Below are 16,338 nucleotides of genomic sequence, written 5' to 3'. Positions count from 1 at the left end.
CGGAGGGTCCGTCAGAAGATCTCGAGGAAGATCATGTAGAGGCTCGCCGACAGCGCGATGGCGCACGGCAGGGTGAGGACCCAGGCCATCAGCAGGTTGCGGACCGTGGCCCATTGAAGGCCCGAGCCATTGGCCGCCATGGTGCCCGCGACACCCGAAGACAGGACATGAGTCGTCGACACCGGCAGACCGTAGATGTCGGCGGCGGCGATGGTGCCGGCAGCGACCAGCTCCGCCGACGCGCCTTGCGCGTAGGTTAGATGGCTCTTGCCGATCTTCTCGCCGACGGTGACGACGATGCGCTTCCAGCCGATCATCGTGCCAAGACCGAGGGCGATGGCCACCGCGACCTTGACCCAGACGGGAATGAAGCGCGTCGCCATGTCGAGCTCCATTTTGTAGGTATTGAGAACTGCCACCTCCGGCTTGGTGAGCGAGTTTTCCTTGTCCTTCATCAGGAAGCGCAGGGCTTCCGACGCGAGGTACATGTCGTTACGCGTGTTGCTGACGGCTTCGGCCGGGATCTTGTCGACCGAGCCGTACCGATCGACCTGCGCGGCGATCTCCTTGACCAGCGCCGCGAGAGAGACGTAGGTGCCCTCGTTCATCTTGCGCTGCGAGATGAAACTCGTGACGGCGGGGCGCGGATTGCCGAGCACGTTGTGGCCCGTGGCCTGCTTCTCGATCACGACCACCGCGGCGGCCGAGGCCGCCTGAAAGGACTCCATCTGGCTCGGTGCTGGCGTACGGTTCAGCGCGTAGGCAGTGGGCACCGTGCCGATCAGGATCAGCATGATGAGACCCATGCCTTTCTGGCCGTCGTTCGAGCCGTGCGCGAAGCTGACGCCCGTACAGGTCAGGATGAGGATGCCGCGGATCCACCACGGCGGCGGCTCCTTGCCCTTCGGCTCTGCGTAGAGCGCGGGATTGCGGATCAACACCTTCAACGACAGCAGAACGAGGCCCGCCGCGCAGAAGCCGAACAGCGGCGAGAGCAGCAGCGCGTAGCCGATCTCGGTCGCCTTGCTCCAGTCGACGCCCGAGGTGCCGTCCAGGCCGTGCGCCAGGGCGTTGGCGATGCCGACGCCGATGATCGAGCCGATCAGCGTGTGCGAACTCGAGGCTGGGAGACCGAGCCACCAGGTGCCGAGGTTCCAAATGATGGCGGCGATCAGCAGCGCGAAGACCATGGCGAAGCCGGCGCTGCTGCCGACCTGCAGGATAAGCTCGACCGGCAGGAGCGAAACGATGCCGAAGGCGACGGCGCCGGTGGAGGTCAATACGCCGAGGAAGTTGAAGACGCCCGACCATACGACGGCCAGCTCTGCCGGCAGCGAGTGGGTATAGATCACCGTGGCGACGGCATTGGCCGTGTCGTGGAAGCCGTTCACGAACTCGAAGCCCAGGGCGATCAGCAGCGCAACGAAAAGCATAAGGAACGGCAGAAGGGTCGTGAACTTGGTGCCCGATGAGTTGACGTCGGCGTAGACGCTGTAAATGACGTAGAGAAACCCGCCCGCCAGCAGGCCGACGAACAGGATCAGCGAAATCGGATTGAAGCCCTTGTCGAGATTCGGGCGTGAACCGGGCGCGGCCGGCTCGATCGGCGGCGCCTGCATGGCGACGTTTGTCATGATGCTCCCCTTGAGAAGTTGTTGGGATAATCGCCGGAGCTCTTGAAGTGTTCGTGACGGTGCGATTGCAGGGGCTCTGCGCGCTGAAGAATTCAGCGCAGGTGCAACCGCGCGCCGCTTCGGGCATTATCCCGCTCAGATGCGCACTCTCGAGATCGTCCACCGCACTCGTTACGAGTATTCCGAGCCGGTGACGCTCGGTGACCACCGGCTCATGTTCAGGCCGCGTGACAGCCACGACCTGCGACTTCTTCACACCGGTTTGGTGATCGAACCGGCAGCCCACGTCCGTTGGATCCATGATCCTTTCGGCAATTCGATTGCGATCGCCTCTTTCGACGGCCCGACTCAGGTGCTCGAGCTGGTCAGCACGATCGAGCTTGAGCATTTCGGCGTACCGCCGGAGCTGCCGCCGATCGAAGAATTCGCGCGGACCTTGCCGTTCAGCTATGCCTCCGAGGAGGCGCCCGATCTCGCACGCTACGTCGAACGCTCTTATCCCGATCCGAATTCGACGGTGGGCACCTGGACCAAGCAGTTCATGGAAGGCGAGGGCGGCAACGATACGTTCGGCCTGCTGAAGCGGCTCTGCATGGGCATTCAGGAAAAGCTGACATACGCCATGCGTTTCGAGATCGGGACCCAGGTCCCGGCGGTGACGCTGGAGAGCGGCGGTGGCACCTGTCGCGACTATGCCCTGCTGATGATCGAATGCTGCCGCTCGCTCGGGCTCGCCGCGCGTTTCATCACGGGCTACCTGTATGATCCCGCGCTCGACACGGCACCGGGAGAGGCGACGACCCATGCCTACCCGCATGCCTGGATGGAAGTCTATTTGCCGGGTGCCGGCTGGGTCGAATTCGACCCGACCAACGGCATCATCGGCAGCGAGCGGCTGATCCGGGTAGCGGTCGCGCGTGACCCCGAGCAGGCGATGCCGATCAAAGGGACTTTCACGGGCTCGGCCGACGTCACCGTCAATGCCGACGTCGACGTACAGGTGCGTACCCTGACTCCTGCACCGGTTGACGATGGCGTCGTACCGCTGGAGCCCGCATCCGCGCAGGTTCCCCAGCCGACGTCTGAGCCGGCCTCGGCCGGGCGGCCCTCTGTTCCGCCGACGAGTCCCCCGCAAGCCCTTTGACATGCTGGCGCGGCAGCGCTTGAGTGCGCTCGGGGCGTGATGCGACCCTATCGTGCTGGGGGCATTTCTGGGCATTTCAATCGATGGGCTGATGCGAGTCATTCTCGGCATTGGCGGCGCTCTGCTCGTCTGGCTTGCCTGGCCGGTCATGAAGAGTGCCTGGCAGGCCCAGCAGGCCGACACCGCCACGACGGCGCTTCGTCTCAATTACAAGATCTCGCTCAACGCAGTGCTTGATGCCATCGATGCGCTCGACCGCGCGGTCGCGTCCGATCCGACGGCCAGCCGTCACCTGCAGAGGTCCGAACTCCTGGCCGGTGTCGCCCTTTCACCCAATTTCGCACCGACGGACCAGCAGCGCGCGGAATGGCTGATGCGCGCGGAGAACGACCTCGGCCAGGGTCTAGGTGACGATCCCGCCCGCGGCATCGCCTGGCTCAGGCTCTCGTCGGTTCGTATGGCCCTCGAGGGACCCTCGCAGAGATCCGTCGCGCCGCTGCTCATGTCGATCGACACGGCACCGATGCTTCTGCCGCTGTGGCAGCCGCGATTGAGACTGATCCTCGACCATTGGCAGGTCCTCACGGTGGCTCAGCGTGAGCAGGTCGGCGTCTATGTCGCCAGGACCTGGCAGCTTTCTGCCAGTCACGGATGGTTCGCGGACGCCGTACTCACCCCGATCGACGAGCTTTTCGTCCGTTACTACGTGCGCAACGAAGCTGGCGCTCAGGAGGATCTTTCGCGACTGCTCGGGGAGCGGCGGAGCAAAAGCCCATGAGCCGGCGGAAGGGCCATGAACCGGGCATGGCTGTCGATCAAGTCTGGCGGGGGCTCGCCCGGCGTGCGATCGACAAGAGCACGGTCTTCGTTTTCTTCGCTCTCGTGGGGATGGCCGCCCTGCCGATGGGCGCGAACCGCGATTGGGCGTGGGCGCCGCTCTGCGTGCTGTTCGGCTTGATGGCGGTCCCGGTTGCCCTGGGCGTCGGCGCGCGCGAGCCACATCGGGTAGGGGCGGCCGAACGTCTGCCCTTGCTGGGACTGGTCGGATGCTGGCTTTCCTTCGTCGCCTTTGCGCTGTGGCAAACCACGACGTGGACGCCGCTGACGGCCGACGCGTGGCTGTTTGCCCGCGCCGCCGAGATTCTGGGCAAGGCCCATGCGCCAATACCCGCGATTGCCGTCGACGCCGCCCGGAATTCGCTGCTGAAATGCCTTGCCTGCGCATTGATCTTCCTGACCGCGCGCGCTCTGTGCCGGGACCGCGACAATGCGCGGTGGTCGCTCGTTGCGCTCGTCGCCAGCGGCATGCTGGTCGTGAGCTACGGCATTGCGATGCAGGTCTCGACGAACTCCTGCTATCTCGGCGGCTACCTGCGCAAGCAGTTCGCGTACACCGCCGGTGATCACTGTCTGATGGGCGGCACCTTCGTGAACAGCAACTCCTTCGCCTGTTACATGGGCATGTGTGTGGTGGCCGCCCTCGCGCTGCTCTTCGGCGGCCCGCGGAAAAAGGAGCACACGTCCTACGGCTACGTCGAAGAGGAGGTGGTTGGCCTCATCGATTGGCTCACGCCCTCTCGCGTCGTCCTCCTGTCCGTCTTGCTGCTGATGTTGGGTGGCCTGCTGATTTCTGCCTCGCGCGCTGGGGTCGGCGCATCCGCGGCGGGAATGCTCCTGCTCGGGCTGCTGATGATGAGAGGTCGCTGGAGGGCGCGCCCCGGTCTCGGGGTGGCCTTCGTTTTGGGACTAGGGGCGCTTGCCGTCGTCGGGCTCATTGCCGGCAGTGCTCTGCTTACCAAATTCGTGGTGGCGTCCGACGATGCGTCCCGCCTGCGCATCTGGTCCGCGGCGATCGAGGCTATCGGAATGTCACCCGGGCTGGGCTGGGGGTTGGGTGGCTTCGGTGACGTCTTTACCCTGCTGCAGCCTTCGGACAGCCTGCAGCCCAACGATATTGCGCATTCGACGCCGCTGGAGACGGTTGTCGAGCTGGGCGTGATCGCGGCGGTCCCCGCGATCTTGGTGGTTCTCCTGCCCTGGGCGATCTGTCTGCGCGGCGCGTTGAAGCGCCGGCTTTCGCGGCGTTATCTGCCAGCGGCGGCATTCTCGGTTGCCGCCGTCGCCATCCTGCATTCTCTTGTTGATTTCAGCCTGCAAATACCCGCTATCGGCTTTGTCACGGCCGCCCTTCTCGGCATGGGCTGGGCTCAGTCGTTCGGTCGCCGGGACGCGACGGAGGCGGAATTAGGCCGCAGGAACCCATTGACCAAATGAGCATCTAAAGTGCAATTAAGGCGCGGGTCGCGAAAATCCGAATGGGAGGGTTTCGCGTATTCTGTTGGTGGGTCTGCCGATTCGGGGGAGTCGGCCAGATAATAATGTGGGAGTCGGCGTGCAAAGAGAAGCCACGGCCGGGGGAGGTGTGTCTTCCGCGGAACAACGGACAACTGCGACTCCGCGCATGCGTTCGGCGCCTCAGCGCTTCATCGAGACCTGGGTCGATGCAGTCCTGGGATTCCTGTTCTGCGTCGTGCTGCCCATACCGCTGTACGCCAACGACGAGCCTTTCATCGGCCCGTTCGATGCTTCGGAATTCACGATCTTGGTGACCGCCGCCGCCTACGCGACCGTCTGGTACTGTGGGCGCAGGCTCGAGGCCTTTCCCGGCGCCGGCCTCAATGTCGCCCATGTCGCGCCCGTGGCCGTCATCACATATGCCCTGATCGCCGCCGTGCTTCTGCTGCTACGTGTCGAGTATTCGCGTGTCCAGCTGTTCGGCAGCGGCATTCTCACGGTGCTCTGGATGGCGGTGATCGCCGAGCTCCGCGCACGCTACCTCGTGCGCAACTATGCCGTGACCCCGTATTCGGCGATTGCCGCGATGCCGCGACTTCCGACCTGCCGCTGGCTCGACTTTGACGCCGTCCGTCGGCGCGGCCTGAGGGTCGATGCGATCGTGGCGGATCTGAGCGGCGACTTGGAAGAGGGAACGCTTTCGGCACTGGCCGATGCCGCCATTGCCGGCGTGCCGGTCCTGGATCGTCGCTATGTCGTGGAGACCATGACGGGTCGCACGCCGCTCAGCGGCCTTTCACCGAACGAATTCGGCTCGCTGCTGCCGTCGCGCCAGTATCTGGTCGTTCGCCGAGCCCTCGAACTCGGCCTGACCGTCCTTCTGCTCCCGGTGTTCCTGCCGGTGCTCGCGGTGGTGGCCCTGGTGGTGCGGCTGGACAGCCCCGGACCGGTCTTCTTTCTCCAGACCCGCGTCGGCCGACGCGGACGGTCATTCCGTATGATCAAGTTCCGCACCATGTTCGTCGGCATGTCTGGACCCAGTTTCACGACATCGGCCGATCCGCGCATTACGCGCAGCGGGCGTTTCTTGCGGCTCTGCCGGCTCGATGAACTGCCGCAGCTGTTCAACATCCTGAAAGGAGACATGAGCTGGGTCGGTCCTCGGCCCGAGGCCGCCTCGCTCGAAGAGGGCTACGTCCGTGATATCGAGTACTTCGCGCTGCGCGGCATCGTGCGGCCCGGTATCACCGGGTGGGCCCAGGTCAATCAGGGCTATGCCTACGAGGCCGACGCGATGCGTTCCAAACTCGAATACGACCTCTACTACCTGAAACATTGTTCGCTGTGGCTCGATCTCGTCATCGTGCTCAGGACCTTTGCGGTGGTGCTCCATGGCACCGGCGCCCGCTAGACCACGGCGACATTTATGTGCGGCATAGCAGGGATCCACGCCTATCTCGATGTGGCGCCGCCGGTCGACCGGCGCGAACTCCTTCGCATGAACGAGCGTATGGTCGCGCGGGGGCCGGACGGCAGCGGACTCTGGCTGAGCGAAGAGGGCCGCACCGGGTTCAGCCATCGCCGGCTTGCCATCATCGATCTGTCCGAAGGCGGCGCGCAGCCGATGCGGACGGCCGACGGAAGCCTCACGATCACGTTCAACGGCGAGATCTACAATTACCGTGAACTGCGTGCCGAGCTGCTGGCGAGAGGACGCGCGTTCCGCAGCGAATCGGACACCGAAGTTCTCTTGCAGCTCTACGCGGAGTACGGCGCGGCCATGGTCAGCCGGCTGCGCGGGATGTTTGCCTTCGGCCTGTGGGACGCCGACAAGAGGACGCTGCTGCTGGCGCGCGATCCCCTCGGCATCAAGCCGCTCTATTGGGCCGACGACGGCTGGACCTTTCGCTTTGCCTCCCAGGCCAAGGCGCTGCTGGCGGGGGGCGCGGTGTCGCGCGACCCGGACCCGGCGGGCATCGTGGGATTCCATCTGTTCGGCAACGTGCCCGAGCCCTTCACCGTGTGGCGCAGCATCCAGTCGCTACCGGCCGGAACGATGCTCACCGTCGATGCCACAGGTCCCGGCATTCCGCAGCGCTACTACGACGTGGCAACCGCGCTCGCCGGGCGAGCGCGATCCGGGGCGGCAGCAGGCGACCCGCGTGCAAGCATTGGCGATACCGTGCGCGATTCCGTTCGTCATCATCTCGTGGCCGATGTGCCGGTCGCGGTGTTCCTGTCCGCTGGCATCGATTCGGGCGCGCTGCTGGGGACGATGAGCGGGCTTGGCGTGCGCGACATCACCGCTGTGACACTGGGCTTCGAGGAGTTCGAAGGGCTGGCGCTCGACGAGGCGCCCCTGGCGGCAGACGTTGCGGCACGGTACGGCGCGCGTCATATCGTGCGGACCGTCGACCGGGCGGAGTTCGAACGTGATCTGCCGGCGTTGCTGGACGCGATGGACCTGCCGACCGTCGACGGCATCAACACCTGGTTCGTCGCCAAGGCTGCGCGCGAGGCCGGAATCAAGGTCGCGTTGAGCGGCCTGGGCGCCGACGAGTGCTTCGGCGGTTACCCGTCCTTTACCGACGTGCCGCGGAGCGTGCACTGGCTAAGCCCGGTCTCCTGGGTGCCTGGTCTCGGGGCGCTGGTGCGGCGCGGCCTGTCGGGCGCGATGGCTATGGGACTTCGTCTCCATCCCAAGGCCGCGGGTGTGCTCCAGTATGGCGGGAACTGGGCGGGTGCCTATCTGCTGCGGCGGAGCGTCTACATGCCGTGGGAACTCGACCAGGTGCTCGATCCGGCGCTGGTCGAGGAGGGGATCCGCCGCCTGGCGCCTCTCAGTCGGATCGCTAGCGCGATCGAGGCCGGGCATGCACTCGGCGACTTCGACCGTGTGGCCGCGCTGGAGACATCTCTCTACATGCGCAACCAGCTTCTGCGCGATGCCGATTGGGCCGGCATGGCCCATGGCGTCGAGATCCGCGTGCCGTTCGTGGACGCCTTCTTCCTGGCTGCGCTTCCGCCGGGTCCGGTCCTTGCAGCCCTGAACGCCAAGGACGCCATCGCTGAAGTACCCGAACCGCCGTTGCCGGACAGCGTTCGTCACCGGCGCAAGACGGGTTTCTCCACGCCGGTCGGCCGATGGCTGCGGGAGGCAAGCGGTACGTCGCAGGCCCCTGGGATCGATCTTTCGGCGGCGTCGCGGGCCTGGGCGCTCAAGGTCTGGCGCGCCGGCTGGGCCGGACCGGCAGCGGCCTGAGCGATACGATGGGATCCCGTATCCTCGCTCTCGTCGGTGACTGCTACGGAGCACGTGGCGGCATCGCACGTTACAATCAGGACCTGTTTGACGCGCTGGCCGACGGCAGCACGGAGATTCTGATCCTGCCGCGCCACGGCGACGCGAGCGGGCAGGTGCTGCCACCCGGTGTGCGCCAAAATCCGCCGCTTTTCGGCCGACTGAAATTCTCGCTGGCGGCAATCGTCGCCGCGTGGCGCTTCCGCCCCATCGACACTGTCTTCTGCGGTCACGTCTTCATGGCCCCGTTGGGCTTTCTGCTCGCCCGCGCGTTCGGTGCGCATTACTGGGTGCAGGCGCATGGCACGGACATCTGGAAGGATCGTCGCGGACTTGTGCGGCGCGTGATCTGTTACGCCGATCTGGTGAGTACGGTCAGTCGCGAGACGCGGCGCATCCTGCTGGCCTGGGTCGACCTGCCGCCCGAGCGCGTGCGCGTCCTCCCCGACACGGTGCAGGATGTTTTCACGCCGGGACCGCCGTCGCCGGTGCTGCGCGACAGGTTGAAGCTCGGCGCCGGGCCAGTCCTCCTGACGGTTGGAAGGCTTGCCTCGAGTGAACGCTACAAGGGTCATGAGGCGATCTTCACCGTCCTGGCGGGGCTTCGGGAGAAATTCCCCGACCTCGTCCACGCCGTGGCGGGAGACGGCGATGACAGGGCGCGGCTCGAAGCGGTCGCTGACGCGGTGGCACCGGGGGCCGTGAGGTTCCTCGGCTTCGTCCCCGACACCGACCTGCCGGATCTTTACCGGCTGGCCGACCTCTACGTGATGCCGAGCACCGAGGAAGGCTTCGGGATCGTCTATCTCGAGGCGGCCGCCTGCGGCCTGCGGGTCGTTGGCGGCAAAGGCGGTGGGACCGCCGACGCCATTCCCGACGAGCGTGTCGGCGTCATCGTCGACCCGGCCGACCGGCCTGCGCTCGCGGCTGCAATCGAGCAGCAACTGCAGCGCGGCGGGGCCGATCCGGCAGCCGTAAAGCCATATCGAAGGTCGCACTTTGTGACCGCGGCACGTGCACTCTATGCTCGCCTAGCCGCCCAACCGCGTCGTATGACTGCCGGCCTATGATTTCCCGTGATCGCCCCTCCCAGCGGCTCATCCTCGAAGCCGGACGTGCCGACCGCCAGTATTGGGGCGATCTGTGGCGGTACCGCGAACTGTTCCTGATCCTGGCTTGGCGTGACGTTTCAGTGCGCTACAAGCAGACGGTCATCGGACTGGCCTGGGCCTTCGTCCGGCCGTTCATGACGATGGTCGTCTTCACGGTGGTGTTCGGCAGGCTCGCCAAGCTGCCGACCGAAGGCGACGCCCCCTATGCGGTGCTGGTCTTCGCGGGCCTTCTGCCGTGGACGCTTGCCACGTCGATCCTCACCGATGCTTCGAACAGCGTGCTGACCAACTCGCAACTCGTGAGCAAGGTCTATTTCCCGCGGATCATCATTCCCCTTTCCACGGTCATGGTGGCGCTGGTCGACTTCGGCGTCAGTCTCGTCATCCTCGCGGGCGTCATGGCTTGGTATGGGGTGATCCCAGACTGGCACATTCTGCTGCTGCCGTTCTTCGTCCTGCTGGCCTTGCTGGTCGCCCTGGGCCCCGCTTTGTGGGCCGCCGCGACGATCGTGAAGTATCGCGACTTCCGCTTCGTCATCCCGTTCGTCGTCCAGATCGGGGTCTATGTTTCACCGGTCGGCTTTTCCGCCAAGGTGGTGCCGCCGGAATGGCAGCTCCTCTACAGCATGAACCCGATGGTGGGCGTGATCGACGGCTTTCGCTGGGCCATCCTGGGCGGCGACAGCCCGCTCTATCTGCCGGGGTTCGCGGTCAGCATGCTGGTAGCCGCCGGTATGCTCTGGCTGGGGATCCACACGTTCCGCCGCACCGAGCGCGGCTTCGCCGATCTGATCTGAGCATGTCCGACGTCGTCATCCGCGCCGAGAAACTCGGCAAGAAGTTCATCATCGGCCACAAGGTCGAATACTCCGCGATCCTGGGTGAAGCGCTCGTGCGCACCGCCCGCGGCCTCCTGCGCCGCGGCGCGGACATGCTGCGCGGTCGGGCCGTCATCGAAGGCGACGAAGTCGAAGAGTTCTGGGCGCTGCGCGATGTCGATTTCGAGATCAAGCGCGGGGAAGTGGTCAGCATCATCGGCCACAACGGGGCGGGTAAGACCACCCTGCTCAAGATTCTGTCGCGCATCCTCGAGCCGACATTGGGCCGTGTCGAAATCAGTGGACGGGTTGCAAGTCTCCTCGAGGTCGGTACCGGTTTCCACCAGGAGCTGACCGGACGCGAGAACATCTTCCTGAATGGTGCGATCCTCGGCATGACGCGCCAGGAGGTTCTCGCGCGGTTCGACGAAATCGTCGACTTCTCCGGCGTCGAGAAGTTCATCGACACGCCGGTCAAACGCTATTCCGTCGGCATGTACATGCGTCTGGCCTTCTCCGTGGCGGCCCATCTGGAGACGGAAATCCTGTTCGTCGACGAGGTGCTCGCGGTGGGCGACGCGGAGTTCCAGAAACGTTGCCTTGACCGCATGTCGGCGGTCGCAAGCGCGGGCCGCACCGTGTTGTTCGTCAGTCACAACCTCGCGGCCGTGGCGGCGCTCACGCGGCGCGGTATCGTCATGAAGGGCGGGCAGGTCATTTTCGATGGCCCGATCGAAAGGGCCATTTCCCAGTATTCGGCGTCCCTCAGCAAGGGCAAGGTCGAGAGGGACTGGGGAAGAGGGCATCATTCGGCGATTCTCTCCGCCGACTTGCTCGACGCGCAGGGGGCACCGACGGAAATCTATGAGCCGGGAACGCCGTTCAATCTCCAGGTCGAAGTCGAGACGACCGAGATGCCGGGCCTGGGCCTCGAACTTCAGCTTCGCGACGCCAACAACCTGCCAGTCGGCTTCTATTCGTCGACCATCTTCTCTCAGACTCCTCTGCCAAGCCGCGGACGCCATGTCTGCACGCTCAGTCTCCAGCCGCTTTTCCTGGCGTCCGGCGAGTACAGTTTCGACATCTCGACCAATTCGCTCACCATCGTCGTCGACCATGCCGTGGCGAACGCAATTCCCTTCCGTGTTGCGGCTTCGAGCCCGGGGGGCATCGCCTACGACTTCAACCAGAACCTTGGGCAGGGTGTCGTCGCCATGCAGCTTGCCAGCCCGCTTCGCATCGAGCCCGTATCGCCGCAGCGCAGCTGACCGCCGAATCAATGCGCCGCGCGGTTTGCATCGTCAGTCCCGGAAATCTCGCCTCCAACCCACGGGTATTGAAGGAAGCGGACGCACTCCACAGCGCCGGCTACGACGTCACCGCGATCGTGTGCAACTATAACGAAGTGCTGCGCCAGGCCGACGACGAGATCGAGGCCGTCGTCCCCTGGAAAGTGATCCGGGTTTCGCGCTCGCGAGGTGAAGGCGTCAGGGCGCGTGCGGTCGCCCAGCTTGCTCAGATGCTCTCGACCCTGGGTCTCCCGATACCCGTGAATGTGGCGGCGCTCAGTGCCCGCACGCCCGTCGGAGCGCTGATGCGGCGCGCGCCCGAGGTGCCGGCCGATCTCTACATCGCGCACTATGTGGCGGCTCTGCCGGCCGCGGCTGCGGCCGCGCGGCGCCATGGTGCGCTTATCGGCTTCGACGCCGAGGATTTCCATTCGGGTGAGGGCACGGGGGCGCCGGGTGATGCGTTCCGAATGAGGATGATCGAGATCGTCGAGCGGTCCGTGCTGCCATCGTGCGCGCACATGACCGCGGCCGCACCGCTGATCGGCAAGGCCTATGCGGCGCGCTATGGCGTGGCCTGCCCGGCGACGGTGTTGAACGTCTTCCCGCTGTCGATGGCGCCGCTCGACCAGAGGCCCCTTCGGACCGAGGAGGGCGCGCCTGGTCTGCGAGCATACTGGTTCTCGCAGACGATCGGACCCGATCGCGGTCTGCAGGCCTTCATCCAGGCGATGGCGCGCGCGACCACGCGGGTGACGCTCGACATCAGAGGGAGCAACCGCTGGGGCCATGGTGACGCGCTTCTGGCGCTGGCCGCATCCCTCGGAGTCGGGGATCGGGTGAAGCTCCTGCCGATGGCCGCGCCGGCCGAGATGGTGCGGCTTGCTGCCGACTACGATGTCGGCCTGTCGCTGGAGACCGACGTTAGCGAGAACCGCCGGATCTGCCTCACCAACAAGATCTTCACCTACCTGCTGGCGGGCGTGCCCGTCATCATGAGCGACACGCCCGCGCAGAAGCTTCTCGCACCCGATCTCGGTCTGGCCGCGCGGCTCTGCACGCTGGCGGATCCGGCCGGGCTGGCCGCGATCCTTGACTCGCTTGCCTCCGCTTCCTCGCGGGCAGAGGCTTCGCAGGCCGCCTGGCGCCTGGGTCGCGATCGTTACAACTGGGACCGTGAGCAGGGCGTGCTGCTGCGGTCGGTGGCCGCCGCGTTTGCTCGGCGGAAAAGAGGGTGCTGATGCGTCTCTTGCTGACGGCCGATCCCGAGATCGAAGTCCCGCCGCGGCTCTACGGCGGGATCGAGCGCATCGTCGACGTGCTGGTCCGCCGGCTGCGGGCCGCTGGCCATACGGTGGGGCTGGTGGCGCGACCGGGCTCGCAATGCCCTAACGATGCGTTCTTGCCGTGGCCGGGATCGAGTTCGTTGTCTCGGCGTGACACCGTGCTGAACACGATCGCCCTTTCCCGTGCGGTCAGGGCCTTTCGGCCCGATGTCGTCCACAGCTTCTCACGCATCGCCTATCTGCTGCCGCTCCTGCGCGGCCGCATCCCGTTGGTCATGTCGTTCCAGCGCGAACCGACTCCGCGCACCGTAGGCCTCGCGGTTCGGCTGGCCGCTCCCGGGCGGATCACTTTCACCGGATGCAGCGAGTACATTGCACGCCGCGGGCGGGTGGCCGGCGGCGAATGGCATGGCATTCCAAACTTCGCCGATACCGAAGGACTGACGCTTGGTGCCGCCGTGGCGGACGACGCGCCGCTGGTCTTCCTGAGCCGCGTCGAAGAGATCAAGGGCGCGCACTGGGCGATCGAGATTGCGCGGCGCACCGGCCGCCGGCTGATCATCGCCGGCAATCATTCCGACCGGGACGATCCGGAAGGCCGCTTCTGGCGCGAGAGGATCGCGCCGGAAATCGGAAAGGGCGGTATCGAGTATGTCGGACCGGTCGACGATGTGCAGAAGAACGCCTTGCTGGGCAGCGCCCGGGCCATGGTGGTGCCGATCCAGTGGGACGAGCCGTTCGGCATCGTGTTTGCCGAATCGCTGGCCTGTGGCGCACCGGTCGTTTCCTGTCCGCGCGGCGCCCTGCCGGAGATCGTCCGACCGGGCGTCGACGGATTCTTGATCAGTTCTATCGAGGAAGGTTGCGATGCCGTCGAGCGCGTCGGTGCCCTGGACCGTGCGGAGTGCCGGCGCCGCGCCGTCGAGCATTTTTCGGCCGACGCCGTCGTGACTCGCTACGCCGATCTCTACTCTAAGGTGCGCGCGCGTCTGGCGCGATCATGACCCGGCGCCTGGCCCTGGTCAGCGGACATTTCCCACCCAGCAATCTGGTGGGCGCCCAACGGGCACGCCTGTGGTCGCGCTACCTGCCGGAGTTCGGCTGGGAACCGATCGTCGTCACCGGCGACCCGGCGGAGTACGAAGAGCGGCCGGATCCCGATCTCGAGCGGCTGGTGGCGCCCGGCCTCAGGGTGGTGCATGCGAAGACTCTGTCGACGCGTCCCGTGCGCCTGGCCGGCGACATCGGCATCCGGTCTTTCTGGGGCTGCTATCGGGCTTTGGCGAAGCTGGCGAAGGCGCGCGAAATCGACTTCGTGATGGTGACGATCCCGTCCAATTTCCTGGCGCCGGTCGGTCGGCTGGTGCACCTGCGCACCGGCTTGCCGTTCGGCATCGACTACCAGGATCCCTGGGTCAATCCTTGGACGGGCAAGGAGAAGCGCTTCAGCCGCGCCTGGGCCTCGAACCGTCTGGCCGAAATCCTCGAACCCTGGTCGGTGCGCGATGCCGCGCTGATCACCGCGATGGCACCGGGCTATGCCGCCGGCATGCTCGAGCGAAACCCGAGGGTCGCGGCGACGTCGGAACTCGCCTACATGCCGATGGGCGCAGCGCCCGAGGACTATGCGTTGGTACGGCGTCTGCGACGGGCTCCCTTCCTGTTCGATCCGGCGGACGGCCGGTTTCACATGATCTATGCCGGGGCGATGCTGCCAGCCGGGCTGGTCGTGCTCGACGCGTTCATGGCTGGATTGCGCCTCTTGCGTGAGCGTGCGCCGCAGGTCGCCGCCAAACTCCGCGTGCATTTCGTCGGCACCGGCAGCTCGCCCGACGATCCCCACGGTCATCGCGTCCTGCCGCGAGCGCGTGCGGCGGGCGTTGAGGAGATGGTGGACGAGCATCCGCATCGCATCGGTTATGTCGATACGTTGAACCACCTGATGAACGCCAGCGCCGTGCTGGTGTTGGGCTCGACCGAGCCACATTACACACCGTCGAAGGTCTTCCAGGCGATGCTGTCGGAGCGGCCCGTCTTTGCGCTGCTTCACCGGGACAGCACGGCGGTGGCGATGATTCTTGAGTCCCGGGTCGGCGAGGTCCTGACCCTGACGGAGGCCGAACTGCCGGCGCCGGAGACCGTGGCGGCGGCGCTCCAGAACTTCGTCGATCGTCCGACCTACCGGGCAGATTCGGCCGATCGCAGCGTCTTCGAGGACTATTCGGCGCGCAATTCGACGCGCCAGTTCGCGGAGGCGCTGGATCGCGCCTGTTTGCGGGCGGCCCGCACATGAGGCGGCGTATCGGCTTTCTGGTCAGTCACCCGATCCAGTACTACGCGCCGATCTTCAGGGAACTCGCGCGACGCTGCGACCTCACCGTGTTCTTCGCCCATCGCCAGGACGCGAGCGGACAAGGCCGCGCTGGTTACGGCGTCGCCTTCGACTGGGATGTCGACCTCTTGTCCGGCTACGAGAGCCATTTCCTTCGGAATGTGGCGCGCACACCGTCGACCCAGACCTTCTTCGGCTGCAACACGCCGGAGATTGCCGACCGGATTGCGGCCGGGCGTTTCGACGCCTTCGTCGTTCCAGGTTGGTCGCTGCACTCCTATTGGCAGGCGGTGCGGGCGTGCAGCCGCGCGCATGTTCCTGTGATGGTGCGAGGCGATTCGCAACTCGGCGGGCAGCGCAGGGGAGTCGTCGGGTACGTCAAAGGCACGGTCTTTCCGCACGTGCTGAAGCAGTTCGATGCCTGCCTCTACGTCGGCCAGCGCAACCGCGAATACCTCGAACATTATGGCGTCCCGCCGGCCCGGCTGTTTTTCTCACCGCACTGTGTCGACAACGACGCCTTCTCGGAAGGCAGCGCTGCGGCGCGCGCAGCCAGGAGTCAGGACGACCTTGGCAGCCGCAGACGCGTGCTTTTCGTGGGGCGACTGGTGGAGAGCAAGCGGCCGATGGACCTGGTCCTGGCCGCCGCGCGACTGGCTGCGAGCGGGGAGTCTGTCGAACTCGTGATTGCGGGGGCGGGCGAACTCCAGGCGCCAATGGAGGAGGCCGCTCGCGCTGGTGGCGTTGCGGCCCAGTTCCTGGGCTTCGTCAATCAGAGTGGGCTGCCAGCCGTCTATGCTTCGGCCGACGCCCTCGTCCTGCCGTCGACCGCCGTCGAGACCTGGGGCCTCGTGGTCAACGAGGCGATGGCCTGTGGCGTGCCGGCCGTGGTGTCCGACGCGGTCGGGTGTGGGCCCGATCTCGTCGAGCCCGGAGTCACCGGAGCGGTCGCCCCGATGGGCGACGTATCGGCGCTGGCGGCGGCCATTGCCTCGGTTCTCGCTCTGGATCCGGGCGCGACGCGCCGCGTATTGGCTGAGCGGATGGCGATCTACTCGCCGGCACGGGCCGCCGATGGGATCCTCGGCGCCGCGGATACTCTCGCCGCCGCGGTTCGTTTAAGATGA

Annotated in this window: 13 protein-coding genes; 12 read left to right on the top strand and 1 reads right to left on the bottom strand. The window is 65.9% G+C overall.

Features of this window, described 5'->3' with window-relative positions:
- Positions 1 to 11 precede the first annotated feature (11 nt).
- Complete coding sequence (locus ACP15H_RS10890) at positions 12 to 1,634, bottom strand: inorganic phosphate transporter (RefSeq protein WP_425066203.1); 1,623 nt, start codon at positions 1,632 to 1,634, stop codon at positions 12 to 14.
- Positions 1,635 to 1,773: 139 nt separating this feature from the next.
- Between ACP15H_RS10890 and ACP15H_RS10885 the strand changes: the two genes are divergently transcribed.
- From ACP15H_RS10885 to ACP15H_RS10830, 12 genes are all read left to right on the top strand, one after another.
- Complete coding sequence (locus ACP15H_RS10885; protein ID WP_425066202.1) at positions 1,774 to 2,778, top strand: transglutaminase family protein; 1,005 nt, start codon at positions 1,774 to 1,776, stop codon at positions 2,776 to 2,778.
- A 91-nt stretch (positions 2,779 to 2,869) separates the two neighbouring features.
- A complete protein-coding gene (locus ACP15H_RS10880) occupies positions 2,870 to 3,556 on the top strand; it encodes a hypothetical protein (protein WP_425066201.1) in 687 nt (228 codons plus the stop codon).
- Positions 3,553 to 5,052, top strand: coding sequence for an O-antigen ligase family protein (locus ACP15H_RS10875; protein WP_425066200.1), 1,500 nt, complete (start codon positions 3,553 to 3,555; stop codon positions 5,050 to 5,052). The genes ACP15H_RS10880 and ACP15H_RS10875 overlap by 4 nt, the downstream gene beginning before the upstream one ends.
- Positions 5,053 to 5,239: 187 nt before the next feature.
- On the top strand, positions 5,240 to 6,484 hold the full coding sequence (locus tag ACP15H_RS10870) for a sugar transferase (protein WP_425066199.1): 1,245 nt from the start codon (positions 5,240 to 5,242) through the stop codon (positions 6,482 to 6,484).
- A 15-nt stretch (positions 6,485 to 6,499) separates the two neighbouring features.
- Entirely contained in the window at positions 6,500 to 8,335 is a 1,836-nt protein-coding gene (asnB, locus tag ACP15H_RS10865) for an asparagine synthase (glutamine-hydrolyzing) (RefSeq protein ID WP_425066198.1), read from the top strand.
- A gap of 8 nt (positions 8,336 to 8,343) precedes the next feature.
- Complete coding sequence (locus ACP15H_RS10860; protein WP_425066197.1) at positions 8,344 to 9,444, top strand: glycosyltransferase family 4 protein; 1,101 nt, start codon at positions 8,344 to 8,346, stop codon at positions 9,442 to 9,444.
- Positions 9,441 to 10,283 carry an ABC transporter permease gene (locus ACP15H_RS10855; protein ID WP_425066196.1) on the top strand — a complete coding sequence of 281 codons (843 nt, stop codon included), beginning with the start codon at positions 9,441 to 9,443 and terminating at the stop codon, positions 10,281 to 10,283. The genes ACP15H_RS10860 and ACP15H_RS10855 overlap by 4 nt, the downstream gene beginning before the upstream one ends.
- Before the next feature lie 2 nt (positions 10,284 to 10,285).
- A complete protein-coding gene (locus ACP15H_RS10850; RefSeq protein ID WP_425066195.1) occupies positions 10,286 to 11,572 on the top strand; it encodes an ABC transporter ATP-binding protein in 1,287 nt (428 codons plus the stop codon).
- Positions 11,573 to 11,583: 11 nt separating this feature from the next.
- Positions 11,584 to 12,834 carry a glycosyltransferase family protein gene (locus ACP15H_RS10845; protein ID WP_425066194.1) on the top strand — a complete coding sequence of 417 codons (1,251 nt, stop codon included), beginning with the start codon at positions 11,584 to 11,586 and terminating at the stop codon, positions 12,832 to 12,834.
- Complete coding sequence (locus tag ACP15H_RS10840; protein ID WP_425066193.1) at positions 12,834 to 13,883, top strand: glycosyltransferase; 1,050 nt, start codon at positions 12,834 to 12,836, stop codon at positions 13,881 to 13,883. The genes ACP15H_RS10845 and ACP15H_RS10840 overlap by 1 nt, the downstream gene beginning before the upstream one ends.
- A complete protein-coding gene (locus ACP15H_RS10835; protein ID WP_425066192.1) occupies positions 13,880 to 15,172 on the top strand; it encodes a hypothetical protein in 1,293 nt (430 codons plus the stop codon). Before ACP15H_RS10840 ends, ACP15H_RS10835 begins: the two co-directional genes overlap by 4 nt.
- Entirely contained in the window at positions 15,169 to 16,338 is a 1,170-nt protein-coding gene (locus ACP15H_RS10830) for a glycosyltransferase family 4 protein (RefSeq protein ID WP_425066191.1), read from the top strand. The genes ACP15H_RS10835 and ACP15H_RS10830 overlap by 4 nt, the downstream gene beginning before the upstream one ends.

Source organism: Reyranella sp. (assembly GCF_965249915.1).
In the GTDB taxonomy this organism is placed as follows: Bacteria; Pseudomonadota; Alphaproteobacteria; order Reyranellales; family Reyranellaceae; genus Reyranella.
This window is presented reverse-complemented; position numbering and strand designations above follow the sequence as displayed.